This window comes from Nonomuraea marmarensis, from assembly GCF_043197025.1.
In the GTDB taxonomy this organism is placed as follows: Bacteria; Actinomycetota; Actinomycetes; order Streptosporangiales; family Streptosporangiaceae; genus Nonomuraea; species Nonomuraea marmarensis.
The window spans coordinates 44,307-54,992 of the sequence record NZ_JBICRM010000027.1 but is presented as its reverse complement, the minus strand read 5'-3'; the positions used below and the strand labels follow the sequence as shown (position 1 = coordinate 54,992).

General features: G+C 69.3%; 11 protein-coding genes. 4 read left to right on the top strand and 7 right to left on the bottom strand.

The window, feature by feature from the left end; genetic code table 11:
* Nucleotides 1-17: 17 nt before the first annotated feature.
* Entirely contained in the window at nucleotides 18-1,199 is a 1,182-nt protein-coding gene (locus ACFLIM_RS34500; protein ID WP_393172561.1) for an FAD-dependent monooxygenase, read from the bottom strand.
* Between the two features lie 73 nt (nucleotides 1,200-1,272).
* Here ACFLIM_RS34500 and ACFLIM_RS34495 point away from each other — a divergent pair, with 73 nt between their 5' ends.
* The gene (locus ACFLIM_RS34495; RefSeq protein ID WP_393172560.1) at nucleotides 1,273-1,839 is read left to right on the top strand and encodes a TetR/AcrR family transcriptional regulator; all 567 of its coding nucleotides are present in this window, start codon (nucleotides 1,273-1,275) and stop codon (nucleotides 1,837-1,839) included.
* Between the two features lie 37 nt (nucleotides 1,840-1,876).
* On the opposite strand, the gene ACFLIM_RS34490 is transcribed toward ACFLIM_RS34495, so the two are convergent.
* On the bottom strand, nucleotides 1,877-2,515 hold the full coding sequence (locus ACFLIM_RS34490) for a maleylpyruvate isomerase N-terminal domain-containing protein (RefSeq protein WP_393172559.1): 639 nt from the start codon (nucleotides 2,513-2,515) through the stop codon (nucleotides 1,877-1,879).
* Between the two features lie 109 nt (nucleotides 2,516-2,624).
* Nucleotides 2,625-3,353: a nucleotidyltransferase domain-containing protein gene (locus tag ACFLIM_RS34485; RefSeq protein WP_393172558.1), complete on the bottom strand. Its 729-nt coding sequence runs from the start codon at nucleotides 3,351-3,353 to the stop codon at nucleotides 2,625-2,627.
* A 10-nt stretch (nucleotides 3,354-3,363) separates the two neighbouring features.
* Between ACFLIM_RS34485 and ACFLIM_RS34480 the strand changes: the two genes are divergently transcribed.
* A complete protein-coding gene (locus ACFLIM_RS34480) occupies nucleotides 3,364-4,179 on the top strand; it encodes an SDR family NAD(P)-dependent oxidoreductase (RefSeq protein ID WP_393172557.1) in 816 nt (271 codons plus the stop codon).
* On the opposite strand, the gene ACFLIM_RS34475 is transcribed toward ACFLIM_RS34480, so the two are convergent.
* Nucleotides 4,166-5,104: a ribose-phosphate diphosphokinase gene (locus tag ACFLIM_RS34475; RefSeq protein ID WP_393172556.1), complete on the bottom strand. Its 939-nt coding sequence runs from the start codon at nucleotides 5,102-5,104 to the stop codon at nucleotides 4,166-4,168. The genes ACFLIM_RS34480 and ACFLIM_RS34475 overlap by 14 nt on opposite strands.
* 33 nt (nucleotides 5,105-5,137) lie before the next feature.
* A complete protein-coding gene (locus tag ACFLIM_RS34470) occupies nucleotides 5,138-5,764 on the bottom strand; it encodes an HAD family hydrolase (RefSeq protein ID WP_393172555.1) in 627 nt (208 codons plus the stop codon).
* Nucleotides 5,765-5,917: 153 nt separating this feature from the next.
* Between ACFLIM_RS34470 and ACFLIM_RS34465 the strand changes: the two genes are divergently transcribed.
* Together ACFLIM_RS34465 and ACFLIM_RS34460 are read left to right on the top strand one after the other, a co-directional pair.
* On the top strand, nucleotides 5,918-7,705 hold the full coding sequence (locus tag ACFLIM_RS34465; protein ID WP_393172554.1) for an alkyl/aryl-sulfatase: 1,788 nt from the start codon (nucleotides 5,918-5,920) through the stop codon (nucleotides 7,703-7,705).
* A 64-nt stretch (nucleotides 7,706-7,769) separates the two neighbouring features.
* Entirely contained in the window at nucleotides 7,770-8,699 is a 930-nt protein-coding gene (locus ACFLIM_RS34460; protein WP_393172553.1) for a hypothetical protein, read from the top strand.
* A gap of 9 nt (nucleotides 8,700-8,708) precedes the next feature.
* Here the strand turns inward: ACFLIM_RS34460 and ACFLIM_RS34455 are convergent, their stop codons facing one another.
* Both ACFLIM_RS34455 and ACFLIM_RS34450 read right to left on the bottom strand, forming a co-directional pair.
* Complete coding sequence (locus tag ACFLIM_RS34455) at nucleotides 8,709-9,164, bottom strand: hypothetical protein (protein WP_393172552.1); 456 nt, start codon at nucleotides 9,162-9,164, stop codon at nucleotides 8,709-8,711.
* A 47-nt stretch (nucleotides 9,165-9,211) separates the two neighbouring features.
* Entirely contained in the window at nucleotides 9,212-10,624 is a 1,413-nt protein-coding gene (locus ACFLIM_RS34450) for a purine-cytosine permease family protein (RefSeq protein ID WP_393172551.1), read from the bottom strand.
* Nucleotides 10,625-10,686 lie beyond the last annotated feature (62 nt).

Here is a 10,686-nt window from a genome sequence, read left to right as displayed (position 1 = left end):
ATCACTCGCGGAAGGCTTTATTCCGGGTAGTTCTTGAGCGTGATGGCGGTCGCGGCACGGTGGATGGCGCCGGCGATCCGGTCGATCATCCGGTCGCGGCCCGGCAGGTGCGGGAGCAGTTTGATCATCTTGAGCTGGAACCAGAGGGCCGCGCGTGACCCGATCACCATGCCCTTGACGTTGGCGGGCGCGAGTGCCTGGTTGGCGTCGACGAACGCGCGCATCTCCCGCTCGTAGCCGTCTAACCCGCCGCCCGCGGCCAGCTCTCCGGCCAGCACGTACGCCCCCACGAGCGCCACGCTCGTGCCCTGCCCCGAGGCCGGCGAGGCGCAGTACCCGGCGTCGCCCACGAGCACGACCCGCCCATTGGACCAGCGGTCCATGTGGATCTGGGAGATCGAGTCGAAGTAGAAGTCCTTGGCCCCGCGCATGGCGTCGAGCAGCGCGGGGACCTCCCAGTCCGTTCCCGCCATGGCCCGCGCCACCAGCTCCTTCTGCCCGGCCGTGTCGCGGTGGTCGTAGGCCAGCGGCTCCGACGACCACATGAACAGCGCCTTGGCGCTCGTGTCCTGCCGGGTGCTGTAGACGTTCACCGTCCTGCCCGGGGCCGCGTGCACGGCCTCCTCGCGATCCAGGCCGAGCGTGTTGGGGACCGTGCAGATCGAGACGTAGTAGCCGAGGTCGCGGGCGTATTGAGACTCCTCGCCGAAGGCGATCCGCCTGGTGTTGGAGTGCGCGCCGTCCGCGCCGATGACCAGGTCAAACGTACGGGACTCCGAACGCTCGAACGTCACCGTGCCGTCCTCGGCGATGCCGGTGATGGAGTCGTCGAAGATGTACTCGACGTCTTCGCGGGTCAGGTCGTACAGCAGCTCGTTGAGGTCGCCGCGCATGATCTCGACGTCATCGCCCATGCGCCCGCCGAACAGGTCGGCGTCCATGGTCGCGACCGCCCTGCCCTTGGCGTCGTAGTGGGTGGCGATCCGCATGTCCGTGCTCCTGGCGCGGGCGGCCTCCAGCAGGCCCATGCGTTCGATCACCTCGAGCGCCGCGCCGCGCATGTCCACCTTGTAGCCGCCCTCGCGGATCGCGGGGGCGCGCTCGACCACGGTCACGGTGTAGCCGTGCCGCCGGAGCCAGTAGGCCGTCGCAGTGCCGGCGATGCTCGCGCCGGAGATGAGGATGTTCGTGTTCGTCATGCCCCTGAAGCTACATGTGTCTTAGACGTTTGTCTAGGACAAATTTTCAAGACATCTGTGTTAGCCTGTGAGCATGGGAAACAGGGAAGATCTGTTGGCCGGGGCGAAGCGGTGCCTGATCGAGAAGGGCTATTCGCGCACCACGGCGCGTGACATCGCCAACGCCTCCGGCGTGAGCCTGGCGGGCATCGGCTACCACTTCAAGTCAAAGGAAGCGCTGATGAACGAGGCGCTGTTCCAGGCGATGGAGGAGTGGGGCGGCGAGCTGGGGGCCGCCCTGACGGCCGACGTCAAGGCGGAGGCCAGCCCGCTGGAGCGGTTCGAGGCCGCGTGGGATCGGGTGGTGGAGTCGTTCTCCAGATTGCGGCCGTTGTGGGTGGTGCAGTTCGAGCTGCTCGGGCAGATCGACCACGTGCCCGAGGTTCGCGAGCAGCTCGCGGGCGCCATCATGGAGGCGCGGCTGGGGCTGGCGCAGCTGTTCGAGGGGATCGAGCCGGGCAGCGATCCGGAGCGGGAGCGGCTCACGGGGGCGTTCTACCAGGCCATGCTGACGGGGTTCCTGTCGCAGTGGCTGCTCGACCCGGACAGCGCGCTGTCGGGCCGCGAGGTGGTCACGGCCCTCCGCATGATCGCCTCCTGACGCGCCACCCGCACCGGCACCGTGGGAGGCGTACCCGTTAGAAGGCGCTTATCGTGGCGGGCGCCCGCTCGGCCCGGCTCAGCGTGCGGATGACCGCCGTAGGCCCGTGGCGGTGCACGGCCAGCCGGGCCAGCAGCTCGACCACGGGTTCGATGACCGACGAGGGCAGCTCGGGGGTCTCGACACCCACACTCGCCGCCAGGTCGTCGGCGTGCACGACCAGCTCCACCATCCGGGTCAGCAGGAAGTCGTCCAGCCGCAGCGACCAGTCCGCCCAGGGCAGACGTACGACCCGGTCGGCCGGCTCCACGGCCAGTGCGGCGGTCTGCAGGTCGAGCAGCGTCTGGGCCTTGTCGACCAGCGCGGCGGACCCGGTGGCCGCGGCCGCCTCGCCGCCGCGCCTGATGCTCACGTTGCTCTCGTGGTCGAGGCCCGCCTGGATCCACGGCGACCTCGAATAGTGCTCGAGGAGCTGGACCGGCTCCTGAACCTCCCCGTTCGACGCGAGGATGTCGCCGACCCTGACGAGCTGATGAGCCAGGTGCCCCGCCAGCCCCGCGACGCTGAACTCGGTGAGCGCGCTCGGCTTGTCCCAGGCCGCCCCCACGGCGGGATCGCGCAGGAGCGACACCGCCGACGCCGCGGCCACCAGATAGGACTGCCGGATCTCCCCCATTTGCCGCCCTTCCCCACATTTCAGGTCGTAGCCCGAGCTAACACTATCCCCCCGACAATTAGCGCGAGCGCCGACATCCTGCCTTGTGAGACGGGGTCGTCGTTGACCCTCAGGTCAGCGTCTTCCTGATCGCGGATCGGATGAACGCCCGAGCCAGCCGCCCCCTCCTGAACCGGCTCAGCACCGGAGCCGGCGTGCCGTACCTGCGGGCCCGGACGTCGGCCACCACCTTCTCCGGCGCGCCCAGTTCGGCCAGCACGTCGAGGGCCTCCCGCTTGCTGATCAGGCGCCCTTCCCGCAGGGTGACCGTGGCCCTGGCGACCGTGAGCATGCCCAGGTCCACCCACACGTCCCGCAACCACCGCCGCCGTCCCTGTGTCTTGTCCAGCCAGAAGTCACGCAGATCCACCCGAACGAAATCGGCCAGCTCCTGGTCCGACACCGGCGGCAACAACCCGGCCGGCGGGAGACCGTACAGCTGCCGTGCCCCCGCGTGCAGCTCGCGCCGCGTGACCGCGGTGACAGTGCGACGGAAGATCTCCGAGTGCGCCCACGTCACGTGCTCGGCCGCGAGGTCGACCAGCTCCTGCCTGGCCATGTAGGAGCAGTGCAGCTTGTCGGCCAGCGGCAGGTCGATCGACCGGTGCAGGGCCTTGATCCGCCGCCAGTGATCCATGGTCACGGGCGTGTCGATGACGGCGACGAGGTCCAGGTCGCTGCGGCCCTCCTGGTAGTCGCCGGCCGCGAGCGAGCCATGGGCCCACAGCGCCACCAGCGGAACGGTCGGTTCGACACCCTCGAGAAAATGCCTTAGCAGGCGCTCCGTCGCTGCGTGCATGATGGCAACTATGATCGATATCGGGCTGACTGGAAAGGTTGCGCTGATCACCGGGGCCAATCAGGGCATAGGCGCCGCGACCGCGATCGCGCTGGCCGCCGAGGGGGTCGCGGTCTTCCTGACCTACAAGCGCCTCGCCCCGCTTAACGAACCGGCATACCCTGAGGAATACGACCGGGTCCGCGGCGCGGGCGCGGAGGACGTGGTACGCCGCATCCGCGAGACCGGTGGCACGGCCGCGGCCGCGGAGGCCGACCTGGCCGACCCCGAGACCCCGAAATCCCTGTTCGACCAGGCCGAGAAGACGCTCGGGCCGGTGCAGATCCTGGTCAACAACGCCAGCGCCTCTAAGAGCGACACCTTCGCCCCCAACGAGCGCGACAGTTTCGGCCGTCGGCTGAGGCCGGTGGACGCCGAGACGCACGACAGGCAGTTCGCGGTGGACGTGCGGGCGCCGGCGCTGCTGATCGCCGAGTTCGCGCGGCGGCACATCGAGCGCGGCGCGAGCTGGGGCCGCATCATCGGCCTCACCTCCGGCGGCCCGGGAGGCTTCCCGACCGAGGTCAGCTATGGCGCGGCGAAGGCGGCCCAGGAGAACTACACGATGTCGGCCGCCCACGAGCTGCGCGAGTACGGCATCACGGCCAACATGGTCTACCCTCCCGTGACCGACACCGGCTGGGTCAACCAGGAGGTCGAGAAGTCGGTCGCGGCCAGCGACGTGTTCCTGGGCGTCGCCCGGCCGGAGGAGGTGGCGGAGGTGATCACGTTCCTGGCCTCGCACCAGGGCAGGAGGGTCACCGGGCAGATCCTCAGGATGTACTGAACAGGGAGCTCACCGATTCGCCGTCGTGGATGCGGCGCATGGCCTCGGCCAAGGCGGGGGCGATCGACAACACCGTGAGCTTGTCGCTGGGCTTGGGCGGCGGCACGGTGTTGGTGCAGACGATCTCCTCGACCTCGGGCAGCGCGCTCAGCCGCTCGATCGCCCCGCCCGCGAACAGGCCGTGCGTGCAGGCCACGCGTACCGTCCGGACGCGCTGCTCGCGCAGCCGGTCGAGCAGCTCGATGACCGTGCTGCCCTTGGCGATCTCGTCGTCCAGGATGATCACGTCCTTGCCGGCCACCTCGCCGATCACGGAGCTGATCACCACGCGGTCGTCGCTGAAGCGCTGCTTGGCGCCGATGGCGACGCCGGTGCCGAGCAGGCGGGCGAAGTGGGCGGCCTCCTTGGCGTTGCCGAGGTCGGGGGAGACGACGACCGTGTTCGACAGGTCGTACCGGCTGAAGTGCGCGGCCAGCTCGCGCAGCGCGTGCAGGTGGTCGACGGGGACGCTGAAGAAGCCGTGCACCTGCGGCGAGTGCAGCGTCATGGCCAGCACCCGGCTGGCGCCGGCGGCCACCATCAGGTCGGCGACCAGCCGCGCGCCGATGGAGATGCGCGGCGCCTCCTTCTTGTCGCTGCGGGCGTAGGCGTAGTGCGGGAGCACGACGGTGGTCCTGGCGGCGGACGCGCCGCGGGCCGCGTCGAGCATCAGCAGCAGCTCGACCAGGTGCTCCTGCACGGGCGGCACCAGAGGCTGGATGAGGAACACGTCACGCTCGCGGCAGTTGGCCTGGAGCTGCACTTCGAGCACGTCGTTGGCGAAGCGGTGGACCTGGACGGGGTGCAGGGTTGTGCCTAGGTGGTCGCAGATCTCCTCGGCCAGTTCGGGGTGGGCGCTGCCGCTGAATACCGTGATGTCTCGCACGATTCCGTAAGCATAGCCACCCAGGTCAGACCTTCACGAGAGCAACCCCGCGGTGAGCGCGTCGAGGCCGGGCAGAACCCGCCAGGCCAGGGCGAGGGCGTCCGGCGCGGGCGGGTAGCGGGGGTGGGGTACGGCGATCACGCGCATGCCCGCCGCGTACGCGGACCGCAGCCCGTTGCTGGAGTCCTCGACCGCCGCGCAGTCCCGGGGATCGACCCCCATCCGCCGGGCCGCCGCCAGGTAGCCGTCGGGGGCGGGCTTGCCGCGCGGGACCTCCTCGGTGGACACGGTGGCCGCGAAATACTCCTTCAGCTCCGCCGCGTCGAGCACGACGTCGATCAGCGTACGCGGGGACGAGCTGGCCAGCCCCAGCGTGACCTGCCCGGACAGGCGCCTGATCGTCTCCACCGCCCCCGGCATCAGCGGCACCTGGTCCCGATAGCGAGCGACCATCTGGTCGACTACGCCGCGCGCGATCTCGTCGGGCGCCGGCTGCACGCCGAGCGAGTGCAGGTACGCGGCCCATTCCGCAGTGCTCATGCCCATGAGCCTGGACTGCGTGTCAGGCTGCCAGGTCCCGCCGTGTGCGGCGACGAATGCCCGCCGCACCTCCTCCCAGACCGGCTCGGAGTCGACCAGCACGCCATCGAGGTCGAACACGCACGCTTTCATGACTTTTCCCCCACAACGCTCAGCAGAGAACCAGCCAATCACATCAGCTCTCCTCGGCCGTATGTCCCTATTGCCCTAGATTCATGCTATTGGGGGTGTTTGTTGAGCTTTCTGGGTCCGATCCAGGGCACTCGGCTGGACATGGGAGACCTTCCGTTCCACGACAGGCACGACTTCGAGGACGCCGATCGCGGTTTCATCGTGAAGCTCAGCCCGGCCGTGATCAGAACGGCGGACGGCGGGGTCGTCTGGGACAACGACTCCTACGACTTCCTCCAGGAGGAATGCCCGGAAACGGCCCATCCCAGCCTCTGGCGGCAGGCTCAGCTCTGCGCCAGACAGGGCCTGTACGAGGTCACCGACGGCATCTACCAGGTACGCGGCCTGGACCTGACGAACATGACCCTGGTCGAAGGCGAACGCGGCGTACTGGTGATCGACCCGCTGATCTCCATCGAGTGCGCCGCCGCGGCGCTGAAGCTGTACCGCGCCCACCGCGGCCCCCGCCCGGTCACCGGCGTGATCTACACGCACGCGCACCCCGGCCACTTCGGCGGCGTGCGCGGCGTCACCGACGGCGGCGTCCCGATCCTGGCCCCCGCGGGCTTCATGGAGCACGCGGTCTCGGAGAACGTCTACGCGGGCCCGGCCATGGCCCGCCGCGCCGTCTACATGTACGGCCCCGCCCTGCCGAGCTCGCCCGAGGGCCAGATCGGCTGCGGCCTCGGTCTGACCGCCTCGACGGGCACCATGTCGCTCATCCCGCCGACGCTCGACATCACGCGTACGGGCCAGGAGGAGCGGATCGACGGCGTACGGATCGTCTTCCACCCCGAGGCCGGTGCGGAGATGAACCTGCTCTTCCCCGACCGCCGGGCCCTGTGCCTGACCGAGAGCGCCACCCACAACCAGCACAACCTCCTCACCCTGCGCGGCGCCGAGGTCCGCGACGCCCGCATCTGGGTGCGTTACCTGACCGAGGCCATCGCGCTGTTCGCCGACCGCGCCGACGTGGCCTTCGCCTCGCACCACTGGCCCACGTGGGGGCGCGACAACATCGTGCGTCTCCTCGCACAACAACGCGACATGTACGCATACCTGCACGACCAGACGCTCCGCCTGCTCAACAAGGGCCTGACCGGCCCCGAGATCGCCGAGGCCCTGCACATGCCGCCCGAGCTGGAGCGGTCCTGGCACACGCACGGCTACCACGGCTCGGTCAGCCACAACGTCAAGGCCATCTACCAGCGCTACCTGGGCTGGTTCGACGGCAACCCGGCACACCTCTGGGAACACCCGCCAAGGGAGAGCGCGATCCGCTACGTCGAGTGCCTGGGCGGGGGCGCGGCCGTGGTCGCGTTCGCCAGGCGCTACATCGACGAGAACGACCTGCGCTTCGCCGCCCAGCTCCTCAACCACGCCGTCTTCGCCGACGAGGGCAACAAGGAGGCCCGCGACCTGCTCGCCGAGGTCTACACCAGGCTCGGCCACGGCGCCGAGAACGGCACGTGGCGCAACTTCTACCTCACCGGCGCCCTGGAGGTGGCCGACGGCATCGTGCCGGACACGATGGAGGCCACCTCGCCCGACTTCTTCGCCGCGCTGACCGTGGAGCAGGTCTTCGACTCGATCGCCATCCGCGTCGACGGTCCGCGGGCCTGGCACGAGCGGCTGACCATCGACTGGCACCTGACCGACCTGGGGGAGCGGCACCGTACGACGTTGTCCAACGGGGCGCTGATCCAGCAGCCCGACCCGCCCGACGACGCCGCTGATCTGACGCTGCGGCTGACCAAGGCCCAGCTCGTCGGCCTGCTGTCGGGCAAGGGCGTCGAGGGGGTCGAGCGCGAGGGGGACACGACGGTGCTGCAGCGGCTGGTCGCCGTGCTCGACCGGCCGGTACGCGACTTCGCCATCGTGACGGCCTGATCCGTGGTGCTGTTCGCGACGAATGGGAGGTGTACGGATGAGCTGACTACTCGTGGAGATCGACATGACTCGTTCTCTCCTTCTCGTCGCCGCGTTCCTCGCGGTGCTCCTGGCGGCCACTCCCGCGACGGCCGCCATCGACACCCCGGTCCCCGGCTTCCTGCTGGACCGCGGGCGCTACACCACCATCGACGCCCCCGGCGGGGCGCGTTCTCAGGTGCTGGCGATCGGCGTCAACGCCCAGGGCGCGATCGTGGGCGACTTCGACGACTCCAGCGGGCGGCATCATGGGTTCCTGCTGCGTAAGGGGAAGTTCACGCGGATCGACTTCCCCGGCGCGAAGGGGTCCACCGCCGGCAAGATCAACAACAGTGGCGACGTCGTCGGGGCCTACAGCCTCACCGATCCGTACCCGGGCAGCGGGAACGCCGAGCTGCGCGGCTACCTGCTGCGCGGGGGTAAGTTCACGCGCATCGACTTTCCGGGGGCGGATCAGACGCAGCCACTGGGCCTGAACAATCTCGGCCAGGTCGTCGGCACCTACGTCCTGGGTGGCGAGGACCGTAGCTTCCTCTGGGAGAACGGGAAATATCGGGATATCAAGCTGCCCGACTTCCCCGGGGCCGTCGGAGCCGCGATCACCGGGATCGACGACTTCGGCCGCTACATCGGCGTGGTCGTCACCGGGCCGAACCGCGGCTACGGCCTGCTGCTCGACAGGGGGAAGGTGACGACGTACAAGTCGCCTGGGGACGTGCTCACGTTCCCGTCCGGGATCAACGACCTCGGGCAGGTCGTCGGGACCACGTACCGGGACGGCACACAGGCGACCGCCCGCGGGTTCCTGCTGGCCAAGGGGGTCAAGGGGCCGTTCACGCGGATCGAGTTCCCGCGCGCGCCGGCCTCGGTCGCCTTCGGGATCAACAACAGGGGCCAGATCGTGGGCGCGTACGCGAAGAGCCTGATGCCGGATATGCCGATGCCCATGGGCTGACGCCTGCGCTCATTCGCTCAGCGCCTTGCAGGTCAGCGCCAGCAGCGTCACGACCACGGCCGCGACGCCCGGCCCCACCACCAGCGGCGCCGACAACTCGCCCGCGTGCCACGCCGCCGCCAGGATCGCCGCCGACGTCAGCACGGTCACCCCGAACATCGCCCCCCACAGCGGCAGCAAGTGCAGGTACGCGAACAACAACGGAAACGCCAGCCATACGAACGGCGGCGCCATCACGCCCAGCACCACCCACCCGGCGGTCACGACGGCGAGCCAGCCGGCCTGCGCCCTTGGCCACCTGGCTTCGATGATCGGACCGGCGGCGTACACCAGGCCGAGCAACACGCCACCCACGGCCTCGGGCACGCGGTCCGCGCGCAGCACGGTGAGCACGGCGATCACCAGCAGCCCGCAGGCCGTGGCGTGCGCTGTGTACCGCAACAGGCGCAACGGAATGTCCATCATTACTCACCAACAGTAACCGTCGAGCGGCGGCGACGGGGCGGTGTGCGTCAGATGGCCCGGGTTCGACGATGCGTGAAGGCGGTGATCATGAAGTAGAGAGCCCCCGCCAGCACGAGTGCGATGACCACGCCGATGTTCGCCGCTCCGAACGTGCTCGCCTTCAGTTCGTCGCTCATCAGGAAGCCGATGACCTTGGCGATGTTCTCGTCGGCCGACGTGATCAGCCCGAGCCCCACGACGGACGCCACGACCAGCGACACCAGTCCCGGCCAGTGGAAGACGGGTCCGCCGGGGCGCAGCAGCCGCTCGTCGTAGGCCCGGCCACCCGCCCGCAGCCGCCACATGTCCACCAGGAAGATCGCGACCCAGGCGGCCATCACCACGCCGATGATCGCGAGGAACGCCTGGAACGTGCCGAGGAAGCTGTCGGAGACGAACAGCAGGTAGTAGCCACCCAGGAGCATGAGCACGCCGTCGATCAGCACCGCGTAGTGCCGCCTGATCGGCACGCCGAGCGCCAGCATCGACAGCCCCGACGAGTAGATGTCCATGATCGCCCCGGCCAGGAAACCGCCGATGGCGGTCAGCAGGTACGGCAGCAGGAACCAGGTCGGCAACGCCCCGGCCAGCGCCGCCACCGGGTCGCCGCCCGCGGCCTCGGCCAGCTTCGGATCCCCGCCCGCCAGCAGCACCCCGAACACGAGCAGCACCATGGGCGGCACCGCGCCCCCGAGCGTCGTCCACAACGCCACCGACCGCGGCCGGGACTCGGCGGGCAGGTAACGGGAGTAGTCCGCCCCGCAGTTGACCCAGCCCAGCCCCAGCAGGGTCATGGCGAAGATGACCCCGCCCACCCAACCGCCGGGTCCCGCCGTGGTCTCCAGCGCCCCGCCGAGTCTGGGCACCATGAGGATCATGTAAATGACGGTCAGCACGACGAACGCGTACGTCAGATACCGCTGTACCACCATGATCATGGCGTGCCCGTACACGCCGACCGCGATCACCACCACCGCCGCGACGGCGAAGCACAGGGCGGTGGCGGTGGTGGCCGGGATGCCGGGCGCGAGCCGGGCGAGGATGGCCGCGCCGCTCTGCGCGGAGAGCGTGACGAGCACGATCTCCCACCCGACATTCGAGATGTACGAGAACACGGCGGGCAACTTGTTCCCCTGGTACCCGAACGGCGCCCGTCCCAGCGTCATCGTCGGCACCCCCGACCTGGAGCCCCCGATCGCGACCAGCCCGACCAGCAGGAACGACAACACGTACCCGACGGCGCCGGTAATGATCGCTGGCAGAACGCCGAGCCCGAGCCCGACGATGTACACACCGAACGCGACCCCGAACAACGACAGATTGGATCCTGCCCAGGGCCAGAAGAGATCCCCGGGCCGCCCGCGCCGCTCCGCTTCGGGAACCGCGTTTATGCCGTTTTGCTCAACGGTCATCGTGTCCATGAGCGGACGTTACCTTCCTTCCGCTCAGAAACGAACACTGGGGTGGAGTGCCCACACCGGAT

Coding starts and splice junctions, on each gene's coding strand:
- ACFLIM_RS34500 (WP_393172561.1), bottom strand. CDS start 1,199: ATGACGAACACGAACATCCTCATCTCCGGCGCGAGCATCGCCGGCACT.
- ACFLIM_RS34495 (WP_393172560.1), top strand. CDS start 1,273: ATGGGAAACAGGGAAGATCTGTTGGCCGGGGCGAAGCGGTGCCTGATC.
- ACFLIM_RS34490 (WP_393172559.1), bottom strand. CDS start 2,515: ATGGGGGAGATCCGGCAGTCCTATCTGGTGGCCGCGGCGTCGGCGGTG.
- ACFLIM_RS34485 (WP_393172558.1), bottom strand. CDS start 3,353: ATGCACGCAGCGACGGAGCGCCTGCTAAGGCATTTTCTCGAGGGTGTC.
- ACFLIM_RS34480 (WP_393172557.1), top strand. CDS start 3,364: ATGATCGATATCGGGCTGACTGGAAAGGTTGCGCTGATCACCGGGGCC.
- ACFLIM_RS34465 (WP_393172554.1), top strand. CDS start 5,918: ATGGGAGACCTTCCGTTCCACGACAGGCACGACTTCGAGGACGCCGAT.
- ACFLIM_RS34460 (WP_393172553.1), top strand. CDS start 7,770: ATGACTCGTTCTCTCCTTCTCGTCGCCGCGTTCCTCGCGGTGCTCCTG.
- ACFLIM_RS34455 (WP_393172552.1), bottom strand. CDS start 9,164: ATGATGGACATTCCGTTGCGCCTGTTGCGGTACACAGCGCACGCCACG.
- ACFLIM_RS34450 (WP_393172551.1), bottom strand. CDS start 10,624: ATGGACACGATGACCGTTGAGCAAAACGGCATAAACGCGGTTCCCGAA.